Source organism: Nocardiopsis sp. NPDC055551, assembly GCF_053619415.1.
In genome coordinates, this window is sequence record NZ_JBSHJJ010000001.1 from 185,540 (window position 1) to 208,846 (window position 23,307).

At 69.0% G+C, this 23,307-nt stretch carries 18 protein-coding genes and 1 riboswitch; of the genes, 14 read left to right on the plus strand and 4 right to left on the minus strand.

All coding sequences use genetic code 11. The annotated features are described in order from the left end of the window. The first annotated feature begins 306 nt into the window (after window positions 1-306). The 13 genes from ACWGSK_RS00760 (at window position 307) to ACWGSK_RS00820 (ending at window position 18,359) form a co-directional block, all read left to right on the plus strand. A complete protein-coding gene (locus tag ACWGSK_RS00760; RefSeq protein WP_452454875.1) occupies window positions 307-2,523 on the plus strand; it encodes an anthranilate synthase component I in 2,217 nt (738 codons plus the stop codon). A 144-nt stretch (window positions 2,524-2,667) separates the two neighbouring features. After that, complete coding sequence (locus ACWGSK_RS00765) at window positions 2,668-2,811, plus strand: GPGG-motif small membrane protein (protein WP_452454876.1); 144 nt, start codon at window positions 2,668-2,670, stop codon at window positions 2,809-2,811. Between the two features lie 275 nt (window positions 2,812-3,086). Beyond that, the gene (thyX, locus tag ACWGSK_RS00770) at window positions 3,087-3,884 is read left to right on the plus strand and encodes an FAD-dependent thymidylate synthase (protein ID WP_358511593.1); all 798 of its coding nucleotides are present in this window, start codon (window positions 3,087-3,089) and stop codon (window positions 3,882-3,884) included. A gap of 367 nt (window positions 3,885-4,251) precedes the next feature. Further along, window positions 4,252-5,130: a DUF2382 domain-containing protein gene (locus ACWGSK_RS00775; protein WP_452454877.1), complete on the plus strand. Its 879-nt coding sequence runs from the start codon at window positions 4,252-4,254 to the stop codon at window positions 5,128-5,130. A gap of 342 nt (window positions 5,131-5,472) precedes the next feature. Next, complete coding sequence (locus ACWGSK_RS00780) at window positions 5,473-6,864, plus strand: flavin monoamine oxidase family protein (RefSeq protein ID WP_452454878.1); 1,392 nt, start codon at window positions 5,473-5,475, stop codon at window positions 6,862-6,864. Window positions 6,865-6,997: 133 nt separating this feature from the next. After that, window positions 6,998-7,333 carry a DUF2795 domain-containing protein gene (locus tag ACWGSK_RS00785; protein ID WP_087096765.1) on the plus strand — a complete coding sequence of 112 codons (336 nt, stop codon included), beginning with the start codon at window positions 6,998-7,000 and terminating at the stop codon, window positions 7,331-7,333. A 226-nt stretch (window positions 7,334-7,559) separates the two neighbouring features. Next, window positions 7,560-8,216, plus strand: coding sequence for a CDP-alcohol phosphatidyltransferase family protein (locus ACWGSK_RS00790; protein ID WP_452455178.1), 657 nt, complete (start codon window positions 7,560-7,562; stop codon window positions 8,214-8,216). 212 nt (window positions 8,217-8,428) lie between these two features. Next, a complete protein-coding gene (locus ACWGSK_RS00795) occupies window positions 8,429-10,933 on the plus strand; it encodes a mannose-1-phosphate guanyltransferase (protein WP_358511704.1) in 2,505 nt (834 codons plus the stop codon). Window positions 10,934-11,540: 607 nt separating this feature from the next. Further along, complete coding sequence (locus tag ACWGSK_RS00800; RefSeq protein WP_358511602.1) at window positions 11,541-12,086, plus strand: FHA domain-containing protein; 546 nt, start codon at window positions 11,541-11,543, stop codon at window positions 12,084-12,086. Window positions 12,087-12,256: 170 nt separating this feature from the next. Further along, window positions 12,257-12,730 carry a bifunctional nuclease family protein gene (locus tag ACWGSK_RS00805; protein WP_358511605.1) on the plus strand — a complete coding sequence of 158 codons (474 nt, stop codon included), beginning with the start codon at window positions 12,257-12,259 and terminating at the stop codon, window positions 12,728-12,730. Between the two features lie 468 nt (window positions 12,731-13,198). Further along, window positions 13,199-13,687 carry a MerR family transcriptional regulator gene (locus ACWGSK_RS00810; RefSeq protein WP_358511707.1) on the plus strand — a complete coding sequence of 163 codons (489 nt, stop codon included), beginning with the start codon at window positions 13,199-13,201 and terminating at the stop codon, window positions 13,685-13,687. A gap of 127 nt (window positions 13,688-13,814) precedes the next feature. Further along, a riboswitch (glycine riboswitch) is annotated at window positions 13,815-13,907 on the plus strand. A gap of 122 nt (window positions 13,908-14,029) precedes the next feature. Then, a complete protein-coding gene (gcvP, locus tag ACWGSK_RS00815) occupies window positions 14,030-16,900 on the plus strand; it encodes an aminomethyl-transferring glycine dehydrogenase (protein WP_358511710.1) in 2,871 nt (956 codons plus the stop codon). A 214-nt stretch (window positions 16,901-17,114) separates the two neighbouring features. Next, window positions 17,115-18,359: a tetratricopeptide repeat protein gene (locus tag ACWGSK_RS00820; protein WP_452454879.1), complete on the plus strand. Its 1,245-nt coding sequence runs from the start codon at window positions 17,115-17,117 to the stop codon at window positions 18,357-18,359. A 146-nt stretch (window positions 18,360-18,505) separates the two neighbouring features. Here ACWGSK_RS00820 and ACWGSK_RS00825 read toward each other — a convergent pair whose 3' ends face one another. The 4 genes from ACWGSK_RS00825 to ACWGSK_RS00840 form a co-directional block, all read right to left on the minus strand. Next, a complete protein-coding gene (locus tag ACWGSK_RS00825) occupies window positions 18,506-18,694 on the minus strand; it encodes a DUF5999 family protein (protein ID WP_358511611.1) in 189 nt (62 codons plus the stop codon). Window positions 18,695-18,890: 196 nt separating this feature from the next. Further along, on the minus strand, window positions 18,891-20,318 hold the full coding sequence (locus tag ACWGSK_RS00830) for a threonine/serine exporter family protein (protein ID WP_358511614.1): 1,428 nt from the start codon (window positions 20,316-20,318) through the stop codon (window positions 18,891-18,893). 183 nt (window positions 20,319-20,501) lie between these two features. After that, window positions 20,502-21,197 carry a response regulator transcription factor gene (locus tag ACWGSK_RS00835; RefSeq protein WP_358511617.1) on the minus strand — a complete coding sequence of 232 codons (696 nt, stop codon included), beginning with the start codon at window positions 21,195-21,197 and terminating at the stop codon, window positions 20,502-20,504. Between the two features lie 41 nt (window positions 21,198-21,238). Beyond that, window positions 21,239-22,045 (minus strand): RecB family exonuclease, encoded by an 807-nt coding sequence (locus tag ACWGSK_RS00840; protein WP_358511620.1) that lies wholly within the window; start codon window positions 22,043-22,045, stop codon window positions 21,239-21,241. A gap of 82 nt (window positions 22,046-22,127) precedes the next feature. On the opposite strand from ACWGSK_RS00840, the gene ACWGSK_RS00845 reads away from it, so the two are divergent. Next, window positions 22,128-23,288: a site-2 protease family protein gene (locus ACWGSK_RS00845; RefSeq protein WP_358511623.1), complete on the plus strand. Its 1,161-nt coding sequence runs from the start codon at window positions 22,128-22,130 to the stop codon at window positions 23,286-23,288. The last annotated feature ends 19 nt before the right edge of the window (window positions 23,289-23,307 follow it).

The following is a 23,307-nucleotide window of genomic DNA, read 5'->3' on the forward strand; positions in this document are numbered from 1 at the left end:
CGGATGGATAGGGAACTCTAACAGAGGCGCTCCCTCCTCGGCCACCCCTTCGCGCACGCCACCCTCACCCATCACGGGCGAGGGTTTTTTCGTGTCCCCGTCCCACCGGCTCGTCACAGCCGCTACACTCGGCCCCATGCGAACCGAACCGATCAACGGACAGTGGTGGCGCCGCACCTAGGCGGCGCACCGATCAGTTCGCATTCAACGAACAGCGACCGCCCGGACCGGCGGTCGTTTTCTGCTTTCGAGGCGACCCCGGCCGGTGATGACCACCCGACCGTAGAGCGCCCCGAAGGACCGGCCGTGAAGCCCAGCGACGCCCAGAACAGCACTTACAGCACCCCCGCCGGGGTGAGGGTCCACCGCGGCGCCACCCCGTGCGACCCCGAGATCCTCACCGAACTCGTCAGCTCCGTCGAGTTCCGCCGAGGCGGTGTGCTCTCCTCGGGAATGGAGTACCCCGGCCGCTACGACCGCTGGCACCTGGGCTACGTCGACCCCTGTCTGGAGGTCGCCACCCGAGGGCGACGGGTCACCGCCACCGCCCTCAACGAGCGGGGCCGCGTCCTGCTCCCCGTCGTGGACCAGGCGCTGCGCACCGCCGGCGAGGCCGTGGCCGCCGGCCCCGACCAGGTCACCGTGACCGTGCCCGAAGCCGACCCGGGGGAGTTCTTCACCGAGGAGGAACGCAGCCGCCGGCCCAGCGTCTTCACCGCCGTGCGCGCCCTCCTGGACGCCCTGCGCAGCCCCGAGGACACCAACCTCGGCCTCTACGGCGCCTTCGGGTACGACCTCGCCTTCCAGTTCGAACACATCGAACGGCACATCGACCGCGACCCCGGCGACCGCGACCTGGTCCTGCACCTGCCCGACGCCATCGTGGTCCGCGACCGCAAGCGCGAGACCTGCGTGCGCTACACCTACGAGTTCACCGTCCCGGCCCAGGGCGATCGGCCCGAGGCCACCACCGAGGGCCTGCCCCGGACCACCGAACCCACCCCGCCGGTGGTGGCCACCGAGGTGCCCGCGGGGCCCGAACCCGGCTCCTACGCCGAGATCGTGGCCGAGGCCAAGAAGCGCTTCCGTCGCGGCGACCTGTTCGAGGTGGTGCCAGGACACCGGACCTACGCCCGCTGCTCCTCCCCGGCCCGCTTCTACGAGAACCTGCGCGAGCGCAACCCCGCCCCCTACGAGTTCTTCTTCAACCTGGGGGAGGGCGAATACCTGGTGGGCGCCTCCCCTGAGATGTTCGTACGGGTCAGCGGCGAACCCGGAACCGGTCAGCGGGTGGAGACCTGCCCCATCTCCGGCACCATCCGCCGCGGCGATGACGCCCTGGGTGACGCCGAGAACATCCAGGAACTGCTCTCCTCGGTCAAGGAGAAGTCCGAGCTGACCATGTGCACCGACGTGGACCGCAACGACAAGTCACGGGTGTGCGAGCCGGGCAGCGTCAAGGTGATCGGCCGGCGGCAGATCGAGATGTACTCACGCCTGATCCACACCGTCGACCACATCGAGGGCACCCTGCGCAAGGAGTTCGACGCACTGGACGCCTTCCTCACCCACATGTGGGCGGTCACCGTCACCGGCGCGCCCAAGACCTGGGCGATGCGCTTCATCGAACAGCACGAGACCAGTCCTCGCCGCTGGTACGGCGGGGCCGTCGGCGTGCTCAACTTCGACGGTTCGATGAACACCGGGCTCACCCTGCGCACCGCCCACATCCGCGACGGGGTGGCCGCGGTGCGGGTCGGCGCGACCCTGCTGTACGACTCCGACCCCGAGGCCGAGGAGAAGGAGACCTTCCTCAAGGCCCGCGCCCTGATGGAGACCCTCGCCCAGGGCGAGGAGCAGCACGCCCGGGAATCGCAGCCGTCGCGGGTCGTCGAGGAACCCGAGCCCGCTCCGCTGCCGGGCGCCGGCATGCGTGTTCTGCTGGTCGACCACGAGGACTCCTTCGTCAACACCCTGGCCGACTACGTGCGCCGCCACGGCGCCGAGGTCACCACCGTCCGCTACGGGTTCGACCACGCCCTGCTGGACCGGTTCGCCCCCGATCTGGTCGTCCTCTCGCCCGGGCCCGGTCTGCCCGTGGACTTCGCCATGAGCGACCTGCTCGACGCCCTGGCGACCCGCGGTCTGCCCGTGTTCGGTGTGTGCCTGGGTCTGCAGGGCATGGTCGAACACGCCGGCGGTGAGCTGAGCACCCTGAACGCCCCCGTGCACGGCAAGCCCGGCCGGGTCGAGGTCCTGGGCGGGGACCTGTTGGCCGGCCAAGGTGAGGACGGCCGATTCCAGGCGGCCCGCTACCACTCGACCTACACGGTGCCCGAGGCGGTGAAGCACTTCGAGGTGACCGCCGTACTGGACGGGGAGGAGGGGGAACCCCCGGTCGTCATGGCGATCGAGGACCGTGCGGCGCGCTGGTACGCCGTGCAGTTCCACCCCGAGTCCATCCTCACCGCGGTGGTCGGCGAGGGCATCGTCTCCCGCGCCCTGGAACTCGCGCGGCGTTGACCGGGGACGGCCACCGATGCGAGCGATCCGAGCTTGAGAGATCTCTCGCGTGCGGACCACCTCTGATCTGCGAGGGAGACATTCGTGGTCGAGACCTTGCCGTGAACGAAGTTTGACCGACTCGTTAGCGGACAGGGGTTGCGTATGAGTATTTTGCTGCTAATCCTCGGAATCATCCTTATCGTCGCCGGCGTGATGGGGGTCCTGCGCGGGCAGCTCCTCTGGGGCATCGTCCTCATCGTCGTCGGAGTGATCCTCTCGCCCGGCGGTTTCGCCCTCGGTCTCTAACGAGCGGCCGGACCCTTCCAACGAGCACCGTTCCACGATGAGATCGGCCGAGGGATCGGGTGTCCGACACGCGCACGAGCGTGATCGGACACCCGATCCCTCGGCCGTGTCCACACCCTCACACGGAAGGCAGGACCTACCCCCGGGTTGGACGTGTACCCTCGTGGGAGGCCGAATCGGCCCAACCCCATCGCGTGTACCGTTCCCCGATCAGATCCCCGGGTCACGGGATCGAAGCGTGCCATGGGTCGGGGGAGTTGCTAGGAGAGGGTGCTGTGAAGAAGGTCGATCCCCAGGTCCGCCTGGTCGCACGTCCGCAGGTGGACTACGACGCCATCACCGACTACCTCAAGGAGGTCGGAGGAGAGGCGTGGATCGAGCGGTTCGACCGGGGTGAACTCGATGCACACCTCAACGACTCCCAGAACCTCGCCGAGTTCGCCGGGCGACTGTGCTATCGCTCCTGGGAGCCGGGGCTCAACCCCAACGTCACCCGGGTGCGCAAGGACCAGGACCAGTACCTGGGCAACCTGTTGGCCAGCCTGCACGGTTCGGTGCTCGAACACATCAGCTTCAGCTTCGTGCTGCACAACGTCTCGCGTGTGCTCACCCACGAACTCATCCGTCACCGCCCCGGCGTCGCCGTCTCCCAGGAGTCGCTGCGCTTCGTGCGCCTGACCGACCTGCCGTTCTGGTTCCCGGACTGGGCCGAGGAGGACCCGGAGCTGATGGAGCGCGCCACGGCGATGCTCCAGCAGATGGAGGAGTTCCAGTTCTGGATGGCCGAACACTTCGGTCTGGACGACGAGGGCGTGAAGTTCGCCGAGAAGAAGCACAAGACGTCGTTCATGCGTCGCTTCGCCCCCGAGGGCGTGGCCACCGGTCTGGTGTGGACCGCCAACGTGCGCACCCTGCGGCACACCCTGGAGGCCCGCACCGCTCCCGGTGCGGAAGAGGAGATTCGCCTGCTTTTCCACCTCATCGGTGAGACACTGAAGGAGGAGGCCCCCGCGCTGTTCGGCGACTACGTCGTCGAGGACGGCGCCTGGGTGCCCCAGTGGCGCAAGGTCTGACCGACCTCCCATGACCGCCCGCCCCGGCCTCTGCCCGGGGCGGGCTCCTTTGTGCCCATCAGGCGTCCAGGCCGGCCATCCTGCGGTGATCTTGCTACCAGAAGCGAAAAAGGCACCTTTTTCGCTTCTGGTAGCAAGATCACCGCTTTTCGGTGCCGGTCCGTGTCCACTTCGTCCCGAAAGGGTCAAGGGGGCCTCGGGAATGGGCCAATGATTCCCGGGCCGCGCCAATAGCGAGCACGGATTTGGTTGGATCTCGCATAAGTCCTGGTGGGAGCATTCGTAGGGGTGTCCGGCGTGGGTAGGAGGCGAGGGCGAACGGAAGGCGAACAGCCCCGCCTCCCGCGAACCAGGAAGGGGTTGCGCAGTGACCAGCGAACTTGTACCGGAGAACCTCATCGGGCACCAAGTACTCGACCCCGAAGGCAACAACATCGGGAAGATCAAGCAGGTCTTCCTGGACGACCGCACGGGGGAACCCAGTTGGGTCTCGGTCCACACCGGACTCTTCGGGATGAAGGAGACCCTGGTGCCGCTCCAGGGGGCCCGACCGATGGCGGAGGACATCCAGATCCCCTACGACAAGGCGACGGTCAAGGACGCTCCGCAGGTGGAGGCCGACCGTCACGTCGAGCCCGAGGACGAGGCCATCGTCCGCGACTACTTCGCCAAGCACGGTGGTGTGCCCCGCCAGAGCGGCGGAGAGTCGGACGACATGACCGGGCGGACACCCATGGGCGCGCCGGGCACCACCGACGACGGGACCAATACCTGGACCGAGGACGGTGACGAGGGCTCCATGGTCGGCCGTGCCCGTTCGGGCGAACGCCTCGGTGGTCCGGTCGACCCCGAGGCAGAGGACGTCTCGCTGATCCGGCACGAGGAGCAGGTGGAAATCGGCGTCGAACGCCGAGAGAGCGGACAGGCGCGGATGCGCCGACACGTGGACGTCGAGCGCTTCGACGAGACCGTCCCGGTGCACCACGACGAGTTGGAGGTGGAGCGCCGGCCGATCACCGACCCCTCCCAGGTGACCGACGAAGGCGACCTGGAGGAGGGTGAGCAGACCTTCACGCTCTACGAGGAGCGTCCGGTGGTCTCCAAGCAGAACGTGCCGGTGGAGGAGATCCACGTTCGAAAGCGCGACGTCACCCGCGAGGAGCACGTCGAGGGCGAGCTTCGCAAGGAGCGGTTCGAGATCGAGGGTGAGGACGAGGACGGCACTTCGCCCTCCGGCCCCAGGTGATCGCGAGCGCCATCGTGCGCCGGGTGCCTTCGGGCGCCCGGCGCACCCTTTTCGTGCGGGGCCCGGTACCGGAGGGACGAAAGGAAACCGAAAGCCTTGCGCACTAGGTTTTCTGAACGAGGGGTGTCGGGGACGGACGACACCTCCTGGTCAGTCCTTTCCTGAGGCCCGCCGCCTCGGGGAGGGGGTACCTCTCGAACGGTGGCCGGTGGAGAGCGCCGGCCACCGTCACCCCTTCACCGATCGCCCACCCGAGCCCTGTCGGGGTGTCCTCCCAGGTCGGAGCCGGACGTGAGCTTAGGCTCGCATCTGTCGGCCGCCGACAGGAGCAGGGGGAACACGATGACCGAGGACGTGAACGGGGAGAGCGCCCGAGAAGAGGTCACCGGCGAGGAGACGGCCGGGCGCGACGCCGAACCCGAGCCGCGTGGTCGTGACGCCGAACCCGGCCGCGGACACACCCTCGTCCTGGGGGCCGGCATGTCCGGACTGGCGGCCGCCGACCGACTCGCCGAACAGGGGGAGCGGGTCACCGTACTGGAGGCCCGTGCCCGCACCGGCGGACGGATCCACTCCGTGCGCACCTGGGGCGGAGCGACCCTGGACGTCGGCGCCTCCTGGATGCGGGGGGAGGAGAACAATCCGCTCTCCCGCCTGGTCCGGGAGGCCGGCGCGCGTACGGCGACCTTCAACCGTGCCACCGAGACCGCCTACGACCCCAAGGGGCGCCGCCTCCTCTTCGACCGACACCGGCGCAACATGGAGGACGTCAACCTCCTCCACGAGCACATGTACTGGACCACGGTCGGCGCCGGCCGGGAGGAGTCCATGGAGCAGGGCATCGACCACGCCCTCTACGACGTCAACCTGGTCCGCGCGCGCGCCCGCGACGCAGCGGAGATCGTGCACCGCATCGCCGAGGCCGAACACGGGGCCGACGCCGAGGAGATCGCCTTCACGGCGGTCTCCGCCGCTCACGAGTTCAGCGGTGACGACGTCGTCTTCCCCGACGGGATGGGCCGACTCACCGACCACCTGGCCCGAGGGTTGGACGTGCGCTTCGAGCACGTCGTGTTGTCGGTGGACCACGGCGAGGACGGCGTCCGGGTCCGGGTGGACACCCCCGGCGGAGAGGAGACCCTCACCGCCGACCGCGTCCTGGTGACCCTGCCGCTGGGGGTCCTGCAGGCCGGCCAGGTCGACTTCGAGCCGCCACTGCCCCAGGACAAGCGCGAGTCGTTGGAGAGCCTGGGCAACGGCCGCTTGGAGAAGCTGTTCCTGCGCTTCGACGAGGTCTTCTGGGGCGACGCCGAGGTGATCGTGCACCTGGGGACCGAGGAGGGAACCTGGTTCCACTGGTACTCGGGACAGAACGTGTTCGGCGTGCCGGTCCTGGTCTGTCGCAACGGCGGCAACGCGGCGCGCTTCCTGGCCGGCAAGGACGACGCCGAGGTGGTCGAGCACGCCATGGAGTCGCTGCGGGGCATGTTCAAGAAGGCGCCGGACCCGGTGGACCACTACCTGACGCACTGGATGGACGACCCGTTCGCGCGAGGAGGGTTCTCCTTCACTGCGGTCGGCTCCGGTGACCAGGACCGGATCGCGTTGAGCGACCCGATCGGGGAACGCGTGTTCTTCGCGGGGGAGGCCACCGTCGTCGAGCACAGCGCCACGGTGCACGGCGCGTTGCTGTCGGGGCTGCGGGAGGCCGAGCGCATCCTGTCCCTGGACTGATCCCCTCGGCGGGAGGTTGTGCCCGGTGACGGGCGGGTAGTGCGTTTTCACGGGCCGCGCACCCCTTTGACCAGGGAAGTCGTGTGTGCGGGGTCGGCGGTGTCATTCATCGAACAGGAAACGGGGAGCCACGATGGGGACCGAACACGGTGTCGAGGGTCTGAAGACGATTCTGGGCCAGGTGCCCTTTCCCGCGGACAAGGAACGGATCCTGGACCGGGCTGCTTCTCTGGGGGCCGACGACGAGATCATGAGGGCATTGAGGGCGATGCCTCCGGTCGACTACGACCGACCCGACGACGTCCTGCGGTCGGTGCCCATGGACGAGTCCGACACGGACGCGCGCAAGGAGTCCGATCGGGCCCAGCAGCGGCGGGAACACACCAAACCCGGTCTTTCCGAGACGATGAAGGACACCGGGCCGGTGAACCCGATCGAAGAGGAGACCGGGGAGAACCGTAAGTCCTGAGCGGGCCGGGGCGGCGGGGCCGCCGCCGCACCCGCTGACGCGTTCGCCGGGAGAAGAGCCCGAACCGGAAGGTGGGTCCGTACAGGCTACGATTGGCGGGCGGCCGTTTCGCCGGGTCACGGGACATCGACGGAGCGCGCTGCGGTGGGAACGGAAGATCCCGCCCGTTATCGTGGTCGCCATGGGGCGATCCGCGCAAGAAGGCAGACACGAGGCGGGGGGCAGTGTGGCCGGCCCGGTGGTCACCGACCGCATCTGGACGGTTCCCAACCTGTTGAGCATGCTCCGGTTGTTGGGTGTTCCGCTGTTCCTGTGGCTCATCCTGGGACCCGAGGCCGACTGGTGGGCACTGCTCGTGCTCGCCTTCGCCGGGATCAGCGACTGGCTGGACGGCAAGATCGCCCGAGCCTGGAACCAGGCCTCCAAGTTGGGTCAGTTCCTCGACCCGGCCGCCGACCGGCTCTACATCTTCGCGGCGCTGCTGGGACTGGTCATCCGTGGGATCGTGCCGTGGTGGCTGATGGCCATCCTGGTCCTGCGAGACGTCCTCATCCTCGGCGCCCTGCCGCTGCTGCGCCACTTCGGCTACGGGCCGCTTCCGGTGAACTTCGCGGGCAAGGCCGCCACCCTGTGCCTGTTGTACTCGTTCCCGTTGTTGTTCGTGGCCGAGTACGCGTCCATCGTGGGAGATGTGGCCAAAATTGTAGGTTGGGCGTTCGCGCTCTGGGGAACGGCTCTTTATTGGTGGGCCGGATTGCTCTACGCCGTACAGGGACTACGCCTGATCGGACAGTCCCGCCGTGCCGAACGCGCTGATCACGAGGGTGTGAGAACGGGAGACCCGGACAGCGACGAGGGGCACGGCAGGTTCACGGAACGGTAACGGGGCCTGATCCGTGACACCGACGGGCCGGCTCACCTGAGTCCTGTCGGATCGAAAGGGAGTGTCGTCTCCGTCATGAGAACATGTCCCACCGCGCGCGCCGGTGCGCGCTCCGAAGAACGCACATCCCCCATCGCCCCCCACGGCCAAGCCGTTCGGGGGGATCGGGGATGACCACACCCAACGAAGGGCCCGGGACCACCACGCCTCCGATGAAGGCCGTCGTGATGGCGGGCGGCGAGGGCACTCGCCTGCGCCCGATGACGGCCAACCAACCCAAACCGCTCCTACCGGTGGTCAACAAGCCCATCATGGAGCACGTGCTGCGCCTACTGCGCAAGCACGGATTCACCGAGACGGTCGTCACCGTCCAGTTCCTGGCCACGCTCATCCGCAACTACTTCGGTGACGGCGAAGAGCTCGGCATGAAGCTCCACTACGTCGCCGAGGAGGTCCCCCTCGGGACCGCCGGCAGCGTCAAGAACGCCGAGGAACACCTGCGCGGCGAGCCGTTCATCGTCATCTCCGGTGACGCGCTCACCGACATCGACCTCACCGACATGCTCCGCTTCCACCGTGAACGCGGCGCCAAGCTCACCATCGCCCTGAAGCGGGTCCCCAACCCGCTGGAGTTCGGCATCATCATCGTCGACGAGCAGGGCCGCATCCAGCGTTTCCTGGAAAAACCCACCTGGGGACAGGTCTTCTCCGACACCGTCAACACCGGCATCTACATCATGGAACCGGAGGTGTTGGAGAGAGTCGCCACCGGAGAGGTGGTCGACTGGTCCGGTGACGTGTTCCCCGAACTCCTGGCCGAGGGCGAACCCATCTACGGGTACGTCGCCGACGGCTACTGGGAGGACGTGGGCACCCACGAGAGCTACCTGAGCGCCCAGGCCGACGTGCTCTCGGGCAAGGTGGACGTCGACATCGACGGCTTCGAGGTCTCCCCGGGCGTGTGGGTGGGCGAGGGCTCCGAGGTCAGCTCCGAGGCCGTACTCAAGGGACCGCTCTACATCGGCGACTACGCCAAGGTCGAGGCCGGCGCGGAACTGCGCGAGTACACCGTGGTCGGCAGCAACGCCGTGGTCCGCGCGGAGGCCTTCGCCCACCGCACCGTGCTCCACGACAACGTGTTCATCGGCCGCGGCGCCAACCTGCGCGGCACCGTGATCGGCAAGAACACCGACGTCATGGCGGCGGTGCGGATCGAGGAGGGCGCGGTCATCGGTGAGGACTGCGTCATCGAGTCCGAGGCCTACCTGCACAACGACGTCAAGGTCTACCCGTTCAAGACCATCGAGGCCGGGGCGGTGGTCAGCACCAACGTCGTCTGGGAGTCACGGGGGCAACGCTCCCTGTTCGGTCCCCGTGGTGTGTCCGGCCTGATCAACGTCGAGATCACCCCCGAACTCGCGGTCCGGTTGGCCAACGCCTACGCCACCACCCTGAAGAAGGGTGCGATGGTCACGACCTCCCGCGACGTCTCGCGCGCCGCGCGCACGCTCAAGAGGGCCATCATCAGCGCGCTCACCGCGACCGCCATCGAGGTGCGCGACCTGGAGGTGGTGCCGCTGCCGGTGGCGCGCTTCCACACCTCCCAGAGCGGCGTCAGCGGCGGCATCGTCGTGCGCACCAGTCCGGGCGACCCCGAGTCGGTCGACATCATCTTCCTGGACGGTGAGGGGGCCGACCTGTCGCCGGGCGCCCAGCGCAAACTCGACCGGGTCTTCTCCCGAGCCGAGTACCGGCGCGCGTTCCCCGGGGAGATCGGCGAGCTGACCTTCGCCGCCCGCAACATCGAGAACTACTCCCACGACCTCCTACGGTCCGTGGACACCTCCGGGGTGGCCGAGGCGGAGCTGAAGGTGGTCGTGGACTGCGCGGGCGGCACGGGTTCGCTCATCCTGCCCTCGCTGCTGGGACGGATCGGCGTGGACGTGCTCACCGTCAACAACCGCCTGGACGAGGCCTCGCCCACCGACACGGTCGCCAGGAAGATGCGCGACCTGGAACGTCTGGGCGAGTTGGTGTCGGGTTCGGGGGCGGACTTCGGTGTGCGTTTCGACCCGGTCGCCGAACGCCTGTCCATCGTGGACGAGAACGGCGAGCTGATCGACGACGACCGCGCGTTGTTGGTGGTGCTGGACCTGGTGGCCGCCGAACGCGGTGCGGGCAAGGTGGCGCTGCCGGTGACCACCACCAGGGTGGCCGAGCGCGTGGCCGGTGCCCACGGTGTCGAGGTGCGTTGGACGGCCACCGCCACCCACGAGCTCACCAAGGCGGTCCGTGCCGAGGGTGACGCCATCATCTTCGCCGGTGACGGCCGGGGCGGGTTCGTCCTCCCCGAGTTCAGCTCCACCAGTGACGGCATCGCCGCGTTCGTGCGGCTGCTGGGTCTGGTGGCGCGGACCCGTCGCCCGATCGTGGAGATCGATCGGGCGATCCCTCAGGCGCACCTGTTGCGCCGTTCGGTGCCCACCCCATGGGCGGTCAAGGGCAGCGTCATGCGCGCGGTCGTGGAGGCCGCGCAGGACCGGGAACTGGACACCACCGACGGCGTGCGCGTGATCGAGTCGGACGGAAGCTGGGCGCTGGTCCTCCCGGACACCGCCGAAGCCGTCACCCATCTTTGGGCCGAAGGTCCTGATTCGGACAAGGCTCAGGCTCTGTTGGACGAATGGGCCTCCGTCGTGGAGCGTGCGGAGGGCTGAAATGGCAGGTCGTGGGCGTGGGCGGCGGTGGCCGTCCACGCCCACGTGCTTCGGTCCGTCCGTCGGTGGGGAAAAATCGCCCGGCAGGGCGGTCGAGCGGACGAATCGAGCGGAATCCCAGGTCAATCCACGGTCGGGAGGCCGACGAAAATCCACTCCGCGTTCAACAGAACCAAACCCCTCGGACGGGCATCTGCCCCAGAACAGGCGTTGATCTCTTCCGAGGTCCGGTGTGGCGGTGCCCCGGGTGCCGCCTCCATCGAGTCCGTCGCACGCCCGTGTCACGGGGCCGCGCGGCGGGCCACGGGGGAGCGAAACCCTGTCTGGACAGGGATATGGTTTAAAGTCGAGTGTTCCCTGAAGCATCTCGTCACCATCGACACAAGGGGTTCCGGCAACGGCGGACGTCCGTCGGGGTGACAAGGGGCAGAACATAGGGGATGAGACCTAGCGACCGACCGTGTGGGACGATCCGTTGCCGCGAAAGCGGAACGTCTCACCGTGTTCCGGACGTTGAGCGGGCACAGTGTCCGTCCGGCGAGCCGGAACGCGCCACCGATCAGCCGAATCAAGCACCGCCCCGTGCGGTAGGAGGCCGAGCCGACCTATGTCGAGCGTTTACTGCACGCAGTGCGGTCACGCCGTTGCGGATGATGCCCGTTTCTGCTCCCACTGTGGAACTCCCCTCCGCAGGGCCGACCAGCAGAATCCGCCGTCCAACACGGGCGGGGAGTCCGGTGGAGGGGACGTCACCTCCACCATCTCCATCTCCGGGATACAGGCCCTGGAGGACGAGGAAGCGGGTGAGGATCTCGGCGGCGACGACCCCGCCAGTGCCGATGCGTTGCCCCCGGGCACCGCGCTACTCGTGGTCCGCCGTGGCCCCAACGCCGGAAGTCGTTTCCTGCTGGACAGCGACGTGACCACCGCCGGGCGCCACCCCAACAGCGACATCTTCTTGGACGACGTCACCGTCTCCCGACGCCACGTGGAGTTCTTCCGCAGGGGTAACGGGTTCGGGGTCCGTGACGTCGGTAGTCTCAACGGCACCTACGTCAACCGGGAACCGGTGGACGAGGCCGAGCTGGGTGGTGGGGACGAGATCCAGATCGGCAAGTTCCGGATGATCCTGCTGACCAAGCCCCGCCGATGACGGATCGGTGACCACGGTCGACGGGGGTGGGAGGGCCGAAGAGGTTTGCGGCCCTCCACCTCCGGAGAGCTTTGTAACGAAGGGTGCCGATTTCGCCCTCGGGTCCTGATCCGACGGGGGAGCAGGGACGAGCGCCCAGCCGGCATGACGACTCGTGGGACGGAGACGCTGTGAAGCACATGGAGGTCGTCGGCGTCCGGGTTGAGATGCCTTCGAACCAACCGATTGTCCTGCTCAAGGAATCCGAGGGTGACCGCTACCTGCCGATCTGGATCGGCGGGGTGGAGGCCACCGCCATCGCCTTGGCCCAACAGGGGGTCGCGCCCGCCCGACCTCTCACGCACGACCTGTTCCGGGACGTGCTCGACGCCCTGGAGACCGGCCTGGAAACGGTACGGATCACGGGGCTGAGCGATGGCATCTTCTACGCCGAACTGGTCTTCAGCAATGGTGTCGAGGTCAGTGCACGACCCTCCGACTCCATTGCCCTGGCCCTGCGGACCGGAACCCCGATCTACGCGCACGAGGATGTGATCGACGAGGCGGGGATGCCGATACCCGACGAGCAGGAGGACCAGGTCGAGGCGTTCCGGGAGTTCCTGGACAACATCTCGCCCGAGGACTTCGGTCGACGCAGTACCTGAGAGATCGCAAGGGCGGGGCCCGCGCACGGCGTGGGCCCCTCTTCCTTGCCCGAGCGGGCCCATCGGCCCATGAGGCCGAGGACACGGCTGTGACCTGCGACTTCATTATCGGGGTCAGTGGTAGATTGGGATGAGGGAATGGACGCGGCGACCACAACCGAAAAGGCCCGGTCTCCTCGGGGCATCGGACGTACGGGTGGGTCGGAGCCGTCACCGCGCGTACTTGGCGACGCGCCGGGCGGCTTCGTTGACGCTGCCTTGGCGTCGCCCTACCGTCAGTGCTGTGGAACCCGCGGCGCGCCCATTCCCTGAGTGGACCTTCCCCTGTCGATGCCGCCGTGGGACGAGAAGCCGGAGGTCGGCGTGGCGGTAGCGAGCGGCAAGCGGGATCCCCATGACAGGCGGTCCGCGCTGCGGCTAGCGGGGCAGCAGGGCCTACTGTGCGAAGAGGACGTGATGGCGCTGCCTATGGACGTCGGGTATCGGGGCCCAGCGGCGTGTACGGCCGCCGGGATCACCTATCGACAGCTCGACTACTGGGCCAGAACCGGCCTGGTGGAGCCGAGCGTGCGCACAGGAGCCGAAAACGCCCCGCTGTACAGTCTTCCGGACATCCTGATGCTGAAGGTGGCCAAGCGTCTCCTGGACACCGGGATCTCCCTGCAGCAGATCCGCACGGCCGTCGACCACCTGCGCGGCCGTCCCGCCGGGGAGTTGGCCCGCATCACCCTGATGAGCGACGGTGTGAGCGTCTACGAGTGCACCTCCCCCGACGAGGTCGTCGACCTCATGCAGCGGGGCCAGGGCATGTTCGGGTTGGCGTTGGCGAACGTGGCCCGTGAGCTGGAGGAGGCGCTGGGGGTCGTCCCGGCCGAGGCCCGTTCCGACCTTCCCACCCCGGACCCCCGACCCGTCGACGAACTGGCCCGTCGGCGACGTGAACGCCGTACCGGTTGAGAGCGGTACGAAGGTGTGCCCTGGCTCCTCGTTCCGGAGTCCGATCGAGTACCTTCGTAACCACAACAGGGGTGAAAACCGACATTTCTCCCTGCTTGGATACATGTACAGAGCGTCAGCAGGCTTTTGATATCGCGCGGGAGAGACCCCGACGCTACGGGGCGCCGACGGGGCAATACTCCCCAGTAACCTCTCAGGCACCATGGACCGCGCGAAGGAGGCCGCTCTGGAGCCGGCATCGTCGTGCCCGGTGACAGAGGGGGAGACCGTGAGGAACACCGCCGATCGAATCGGCCCTGTCACCAGGAGGTCTCCGTGACTGACCCGTCGAACGCCTCGACCATGGGCGCACCCGCCCGGGTCTTCGCCGACCGGCACATCGGCCCCACGCCCACCGAGACGGCGGAGATGCTCAAGACCGTGGGCTACGGCTCCACGACCGAGCTCATGAGCGCCGCCGTGCCCGAGTCCATCCTCACCGGCCCCGGGCAGAGCGCCCCGCTGGCCCTGCCCGAGGCCGCGGGAGAGGCCGAGGCCCTGGCCGAGCTGCGGGAGTTGGCCGGTCGCAACCGCCCCCACACCACACTCATCGGCCTGGGCTACTACGACACGCTCACCCCGCCGGTCATCCTGCGCAACATCATGGAGAACCCGGCCTGGTACACCGCGTACACGCCCTACCAACCGGAGATCTCCCAAGGCCGGTTGGAGGCCCTCCTCAACTTCCAGACCGCGGTCTCGGACCTGACCGGTCTGCCCATCACCGGCGCCTCGCTGTTGGACGAGGCGACCGCCGCGGCCGAGGCCATGACCCTGGCCCGACGCGCCTCCAAGGTCAAGAGCGACGTCTTCGTCGTGGACGCCGACGTCTTCCCGCAGACCCTGCAGGTGTTGCGCACCCGCGCCGAGCCCCTGGACATCGAGGTCGTCGTCGCCGACCTGACCAAGGGCCTGCCCGAGGGCGAGGCCTTCGGAGTCCTGGTCCAGTACCCGGCCTCCAGCGGTGTGGTCCGCGACCCGAGCGCGGTCATCGAGCAGGCGCACGAGCGCGGCGCGCTGGCCGTGGTCGCCGCCGACATCCTCGCCCTGACCCTGCTGCGCAGCCCCGGTGAACTGGGCGCGGACATCGCGGTGGGTTCCACCCAGCGCTTCGGTGTGCCGCTCGGCTTCGGCGGCCCGCACGCCGGTTACATGTCCGTGGGCGAGAAGCTGCGCCGGCAGCTGCCCGGTCGTCTGGTCGGGGTGTCCGTCGACAACGTCGGCAGACCCGCCTACCGTCTGGCCCTGCAGACCCGTGAACAGCACATTCGTCGGGAGAAGGCCACCAGCAACATCTGCACCGCCCAGGTACTGCTGGCGATCATGGCCGGCATGTACGCCGTCTACCATGGCCCCGATGGGCTGCGGGCCATCGCCCGTCAGGTGCACACCCGCACCGCGTCCCTGGCCGACGCGCTCACCAAGCGCGGCTTCGAGGTCGTCCACGGCGCGTACTTCGACACCCTGCGCGTGCGCGTGCCCAGCGCCGACCGCGTCGTGGAGCGGGCACTGGAGTCCGGCGTTAACCTGCTCGCCACCGACCAGCACACGGTCGGTCTGAGCGTGGACGAGACCACCGGCGTGGACACCCTGGGCAAGGTCCTGGCCGCCTTCGGCGAGGCCGACCGTGGTGCCGAGCGCGGCCCGGTGACGGTGGACGAGTCCGCCGACCGCCTGCCCGCGGACCTGACGCGCGGCGTCGACTACCTCACCCACGAGGTCTTCAACACCCACCGCAGTGAGACCTCGTTGCTGCGTTACATGCGCCGTCTGGCCGACCGGGACCTGGCGCTGGACCGCACGATGATCCCGCTGGGCTCGTGCACCATGAAGCTCAACGCCACCGCCGAGATGGAGCCCATCACCTGGCCCGAGTTCGCCGGGCTGCACCCGTTCGCCCCGATGGACCAGGCGGCCGGCAGCGTGGCGCTCATCCGCGACCTGGAGGCCTGGCTGGTCGAGGTCACCGGCTACGACGCGGTGTCCCTACAGCCCAACGCCGGTTCCCAAGGTGAGCTCGCCGGCCTGCTCGCCATCCGCGGCTACCACCGCTCGCGCGGGCAGGCCCACCGGGACGTGTGCCTGATCCCCAGTTCGGCGCACGGCACCAACGCCGCCAGCGCCGTCATGGCGGGCATGCGTGTGTCCGTGGTGGCCTGTGACGACGACGGCAACGTCGACCTGGACGACCTGCGCGCCAAGACCGACAAGCACCGCGAGGAGCTGGCGGCCATCATGGTCACCTACCCCTCCACCGCGGGTGTGTACGAGGACACCATCACCGAGGTGTGCCGCCTGGTGCACGAGGCCGGAGGCCAGGTCTACGTCGACGGGGCCAACCTGAACGCCCTGGTGGGTTGGGCCAAGCCGGGCGAGTTCGGCGCCGACGTCAGCCACCTGAACCTGCACAAGACCTTCTGCATCCCGCACGGCGGCGGCGGCCCGGGCGTGGGTCCGGTCGCGGTTCGTTCGCACCTGGCGGGCTTCCTGCCCAACCACCCGGGCCAGCCGGAGGCCGGCCCGCACACCGGGGTCGGTCCCGTCTCGGCGGCGCCGTTCGGTTCGGCGGGCATCCTGCCGATCTCCTGGGCGTACGTGCGCATGATGGGGGAGAAGGGGCTGCGTTCGGCCACCGAGACCGCGGTGCTCTCGGCCAACTACATCGCCAAGCGCCTGGAGCCCTACTACCCGGTCCTGTACACCGGTGCGGGCGGACTGGTGGCGCATGAGTGCATCATCGACATCCGTCCGTTGCAGAAGACCAGTGGCATCAGCAACGAGGACGTCGCCAAGCGGCTGATGGACTACGGCTTCCACGCGCCGACCATGTCCTTCCCGGTCAACGGCACGCTCATGGTGGAGCCGACCGAGAGCGAGAATCTCGCCGAGTTGGAGCGGTTCATCCAGGCGATGATCGCCATCCGCGGTGAGATCGACAAGGTGGCCAAGGGGGAGTGGGGCGCCGAGGACAACCCGCTGTGGGGCGCTCCGCACACCGCGGAGGCGCTGACCGCCGACGAGTGGGGCCGCGGCTACACGCGCTCCGAAGCCGCCTACCCGCTGCCGTCGCTGCGCCAGGACAAGTACTGGCCGCCGGTCGGTCGGATCGACCAGGCCTACGGTGACCGCAACCTGGTCTGCTCCTGCCCGCCGCCGGAGGCCTTCGAGCTCTGAGGGTGGTGAGCGGGGTGTCGGCTTCGGTCGGCGCTCCGCTCTTTTCGGACCATAGCGAATCTACAACGTAAAGGCATCGCTTCGGGTGGGGCGACACGCGACATCCACTACCAGGGCGCAGCTCTCGTCATCGACCGGCAGGTTAGAGTTACGGCGAGCAGAACACTCGCGCCGCCCACCGCGTGACCCTCGCCCCCACGGAAAGTCGCACACCATGACCACGACGTCCGGATCTTCCGCACGCCCTGGACCCTCGGACCCGCAGCCCCAGGCCATCGACCCCGAAGACGTCGAGGACACCGGAACCGGTGGCGGGGACGCCGCCGACCTGTGCGATCAGGCCCGCGACCTGGCCGAGAACGGGCACCTCAAACGCGCCGCCAAGCTCTACCAGCAGGCGGTCGCCGCCGACCCGCATCCCAGGGTGCGGGCACGGGCCCTGTTGGGGCTGGCCGTGGTCCAAGACCAGCGCGGCGACCTGGCCGCCGCGCGTGAGGCCGCCCGTCGGGCGCTGTCCACCGGGGACGCGCGTTACGCGCCACGAGCCGCCTACCACCTGGCGCTGTCCCTGGAGCAGGAGGGCTCGCACGGTGAGGCCGCCCGGGTGTGGGAACGGCTGCTGGGATCGGGTGGCGCGGCCTACGGCGCGGTGGCCCGCTACGGGTTGGCGCGAGAGGCCGAAACGCGGGGTGAGCACACCGAGGCGGAGGAGCACTGGGAGGCCGCGCTGGAACTGCCGCCCGAAGGCGAACCGATGAGCCGTCTGCACGCCACCACGGTCCAGGACGCCGCCAGGGACCTGGCGGGGCGCCTGTTGGACCGAGGACAGGTGGAGGGCGCCTCCGTGGCGGTCGAGCGCGGTCTGGCGGTGGGAGACGACCCGGGTCTGCGCCTGTTGCGCGCCGCCACCCACCTGGAGCGGGCCATCTCCGACGTCGCCGGGGTCGCCGAGCCGGGCACCGCCGACGAGGGGGCGCACCCGCGGGCGCGCACCTCGGGCGCCGCGGTGGAGCTTCTGGCCGGTCTGTTGGTCCTGCGGGGCGAACCGGACGAGGCGGCCCGGGCCTGGCGTACCGGGTTGGAGAGCCGGGACACGGAGACCGCCGAAGAAGTGCGGTGGCGGCTGCGCCGCTCCTTCGCCCAAGCCGGGGACGAGGACGGTGAGGAGACGCCCGAACCCTGGTGGGAGGGGTACCTGGAGGAGGCCGTGGCGACCTCCAGCGCGTCCGTGCTCGCCGGGGAGCTCTTCGCGACGGTGACTCAGATGCACGCCCTGTTGGCGGTGCCGGTGGTGGAGGGCGAGTCACGCCCGGCCGCGCTGCGCGCCGCCATGGAGCAGGCCCTGCGAGCCCCGAGCGAACTGGTGTGGGGCCCGGACGTTCACGCGGACTTCCGGCGTCGGCTCGCGGAGGCGATGGGGGAGGACGTGCTCCCCCAGGGTTGGCCGGACGGTCCCTGACCGGTTCGCGCACACGTCACCGCCCGGGATTTCGCGGTTCCCGGGCGGGAGAGGTCGAGGGATCAGGGGATCGGACATTCGGTGGGGGCCACGAGGTCGGTGGAAATCGTGGCCGGGTGCCGGTCGAGGACCGGTGGTCGGTCGCTTCAGGCCGCGGCGCGGGGGCGGTGCGGGGCCACGACCGCCCCGTCGGGGAGGAGTTCACCGGTGTCGTCGAAGAGGACGACGCCGTTGCAGAGCAGACTCCATCCCTGTTCGGGGTGGCTGGAGACGACGCGGGCCGCCTCGCGGTCGGTTTCCTCGGCGGTGGGACAGGAAGGCTTGTGGCTGCACATGGATGGACCCTTTCGGTCGTGTGCCGGTTGAGGCCAACAGTAGTGGCTGACATCACATGATGTTGTCGTTTCAGGCCGATGACAAAGGTGCCGCTCTGCTGTTGTTCGCTCTCAACAGGTGAGACTCCCGCCCCGGCGAGCAGGTTCTCCCCGAAATGTCGTGGGCGTGTCCGAACCCGGACACGCCCACGGGGAATCAGTAACCGCCGCGTGTGCGTCGGGCGGCCGGACGACTGCGCATCCCCGCACCCGCCAGACCACCGCGCTGGAAGGCCCGGACCAGTTCGCCACCGAGGTTGACCCCGGCGCCCAGCGCGAGCGCCACCGTGATGGCCTCGGCGAGACTGAGCATCCCCGCCACGGCCGTGCCCTGGGTCATCTCGATCAGGCCCCGGTAGAGGATGCTGCCCGGCAGTAGTGGGGCGATCGAGGGGATCAGGTAGGGCAGGACCGGTCGTCTGGTGCGACGGGCCAGCCAGTGCCCGACCACGCCCACGGCGACCGCGCCTACCACGGTGCCCACCACCGGGGGAACGTCCACCAGTGAACGCAGCCCCGCGTAGGTCACCCAGATCATGACGCCCATGACGCCGATGCTGGGGAGCATCCTGGGTGGTACCGCCAGTGAGATGGCGAAGGCCATGGCGATGCCGGCGGCGCCCACCAGCACCGCGACGTCCAGGGTGGTGCCCGCCGCCGGCAGGTTCTCCAGGTCCATGTTCACGCCCAGACGCACCGCCGTGTAGGCCACCGCGCCCACACCCGAGACGATCGCGCCCAGCGTGAAGAAGGTCTCCAACAGGCGTGCCGCGGCGGAGACGTAACTGCCGCTGATGCCGTCCTGGAGACTGGAGACCAGGGGACGACCGGGCAACAGCGCCATGATGTTACCGGTGATGATGGCGCCCGCCTGGAGGCCGAGGTCGAGTGAGGTGCTCACCCACAACAGGCCCACGCCGATGGAGGCGGCCACGGTGGCGGCGGCGACCATCTGGTAGAACTCCGCCACACCGCGGTTGGCGAGGAACACCGATGTGCGGTCGCCCAGCACGGTGGCCATGAACGCCACGGTGGCCACTATCAGACCACCGCCCACCATGAGGCTGGCGCTGGAGGCGATGAGTCCGAAGCCCACCGCGATCAACCAGTTCGGGTAGGGCATGGGGGCTCGCCGGATCTGCTCCAGCCTGGCCGCGGCGTCCTCCAGCTCCAACAGCCCGAGGGCGGCCTGCTGGACCAGGGTGTGCAGCTCGTTGACGCGGAAGTAGTCGAGGGTACGGCGACGCACCACGCGTTCGCCGGTCACCGGTGGACTGTCGCCGCCCGGGTGGGTGGACAGGGAGATGGTGGTGAAGGTGACCGACACCTCCGAACGGGGCAGGTCGAAGGCGATCGACAGGCTCAGCATGGCCTCGCTGACCGCTTCGGTGCTCTCCCCGCTGGCCAGCATCAGTTCGCCCACGCGCAGGACCAGGTTGATGGCTCGCGCGTCGGGAAGGTTGGTGTCCTCGTCGTCGAGGTTGTCCGGGGTCAACTCACGCTCGTGCTCGGCGCGCCAGTCGCGCATCCGGCTGAGCATGATCTCCTCGCTCGGCGGCCCCGACCGCCCCCGCTTGCTCGGCATGACTGTGCTCCGTCTCCCCCTCTTCGTCCGCGCCCCGTGGTGGCGTTCGGCTTTTGATGGCCACCAAGGGGACGCCGTACCCAACGGCGGGGTTCGCCCTTCCGGGTCGGATGGCGCCGGTGAGTTCGATCACCCCGGCCATCCTGTCAACGCCCGCGGTCGTGCTCTACGGTCGACGCGCCGTCACCTGGCGGCCTGCGGTGGGTCCCCGCCCGGGGTGACCAGGCCGTTCTCATAGGCATACACGACGGCCTGGACCCGGTCGCGCAGTTCCAGTTTGGTGAGGATGCTGCCCACGTGGGACTTGACGGTGGTCTCGCCGAGGAAGAGGTGGCCGGCGATCTCGGAGTTGGATCGGCCGCGGGCGACCAGTGCCAACACCTCATGTTCGCGATTGGTGAGGGGGTCGGTTTCGGGTTCGGTCTCGGACTCGGGGGCGGGCATCAGGGGGACGAAACGGTCCAGGAGACGGCGCAGGACGGTGGGGGAGACCACGGAGGAACCGTCGGCGACCAGGTCGATGGCGGCGATCAGGTCGGTGGGCGGGACGTCCTTGAGCAGGAAGCCGGAGGCGCCGGCGCGCAGGGCTTCGACGGCGTACTCGTCCAGGTCGAAGGTGGTCAGGGCCAGGACGCGTACCCCGTGCCCGAGGCCCTTGGCCCACTCGACGATCTCGCGGGTGGCCTGGATCCCGTCGACGCCGGGCATGCGGATGTCCATGAGGACGATGTCGGGGAGCAGGCTTCGCACGGCTCGTGCGGCCTCGCGGCCGTCGGAGGCCTCGCCCACCACGGACAGGTGGGGTACGGATTCGAGGATCATGCGGAAGCCGGCACGGACGAGGGGTTGGTCGTCGACCAACAGGACTGAGACGGGCACGGGGCCGATTCTGCCGTATGGGGTGGAGTGCCGGGGTCGGTTCAGGCGGTGGGGAGCGGGGGCGGGGTGCCACCGAACTCGGGGCACAGGGCCTGGTGTTCGCACCACCCGCAGAGCTTGCTGCGCTTGGGTTCCCAGCGTCCCGCGCGTCCGGCGGCCTCGATGCGCGCCCAGATGTCACCGATCTCGGCCTCGGCCGCGACGAGTTCCTCCTGGGTGGGGTCGTACCAGCGCACGGAGCCGTCGCCCAGGTACATGAGTTGGAGCCGGGCGGGGACCACGCCGAGGTCACGCCAGATCATGACGGCGTAGAAGAAGATCTGGAACTTGGCCTTGTCCTCGAAGCGGGGGTGGGGCGACTTGCCGGTCTTGTAGTCGACGACACGGATCCGGTCATCGGGTGCGACGTCGAGGCGGTCGACGTAGCCGCGCAGGCGCAGGCCGGTGGGCAGGGACACCTCTAGGCGCATCTCGCGTTCGCGCGGTTCGAGGTTGGCGGGGTTCTCCAGGTCGAAGTAGCGCTGGACGAGGTCGCGGGAAGACTGGAGCCAGTCGTCGAGGCCCTCTCCTTCGGGGAAGAGGTGGTCGGCGACGTCGGGCTTCTTGTCGCGGATCTTCTTCCACTGGGGGTCGACGAGGCCGAGCGCGGTGCGCGTGGTGCGGGTTTCGGCGGGGAGTTCGTACAGACGTTCCAGGCAGGCGTGGACCAGGGTGCCGCGCAGCGCGGCGGCGCTGGGGGCCTCGGGGAGGCGGTCGATGGCGCGGAAGCGGAACAGTAGCGGGCACTGGAGGAAGTCGGATGCTCGCGAGGGCGACAGGGCGCTCGGCAGCGTCGGCACGGTGGTCATACCCGCCAGCCTATGAGAGCCGGCGCCCGGTGGGGGCGGGTGTGGTGGGACCCGTCGCCGGTGGGGTCATAGTGTGGGGCCTGTGAGCAACGGCAGTGAATCCTCCGAGACCCGGCCCGAATCCCGTTCCCGGAAGGCGGGGTTACTGCTCGGACGGCCGTTCGGCGTTCCGGTGTACGTGACGTCGTCGTGGTGGATCGTGGCGGTGCTGATCACCCTGGTCTATGGGGGCATCGTCCAGACCCGGTTGGCGTTGGGGCCCTCGGCGTACCTGTTGGCGTTCGTCTTCGCGATCCTGTTGTACGCCTCGGTGCTGGTGCACGAGTTGGCGCACTCGGTGGTGGCGCGTTCGTACGGGTTGCCGGTGCGGCGGATCGTCCTTTACGTGCTGGGTGGGGTCTCGGAGATCGATCGGGAGGCGCCCACCCCAGGCAAGGAGTTCTGGATCGCCTTCTCGGGGCCGTTGTTGTCGCTGGTGTTGGCGGGGGGCGCGTTCGGGTTGGCGTTGTTGGCGGACCCGTTCAGCATCCCCGGTGAGCTGATGTTCCAGTTGTGGATCGCGAACCTGTTGGTGGGTGTGTTCAACCTGTTGCCCGGGTTGCCGTTGGACGGTGGTCGTCTGTTGCGCGCCGGGGTGTGGAAGCTGACCGGGCGCCCGCACACCGGGAGCGTGGTGGCGGCCTGGGGCGGTCGGGTACTGGCGTTGGTGGTGGCGGCCTTGCCGTTCCTGTTCGCGTGGAGCGCGGGTGGCACTCCGGGTCCGTGGGCCATCGTGTGGGGTGTGGTGCTGGCCGGGTTCATGTGGATGGGCGCCACGGAGGCCCTGCGCAACGCGCGGGTGCGGGCCCGTGTCCCGGGGCTGCGCGCCCGGGACCTGGCGCGCCGGGCCGTGGTGGTGCCCGCGGACCTGCCGCTGGCGCAGGTGGACGTGCGTGCTCGGGAGGCGGGCACGGAGGCGGTGGTGGTGACCGACTCCGGGGGCACGCCGATCGCGGTGGTCCATCCCACCGCGGACGAGGCGATCTCGAAGGCGCGGCGGGCCTGGGTGCCGGTCTCGGACGTGTCCCGGGCGTTGACCGGGAATTCGGTGGTGTCGGTGGGGCTGGAGGGTGAGGAGCTCTTGACCGAACTCACCCGGCACCGGTTGCCGGAGTACCTGGTGGTGGCCGAGGACGGTGGGGTGTTCGGGGTGATCCGGGCCTCGGACGTGAACGCGGCGATGGCGGGACGGGAGCGGACCTAGGTCCGCCACGGCCGAGGTT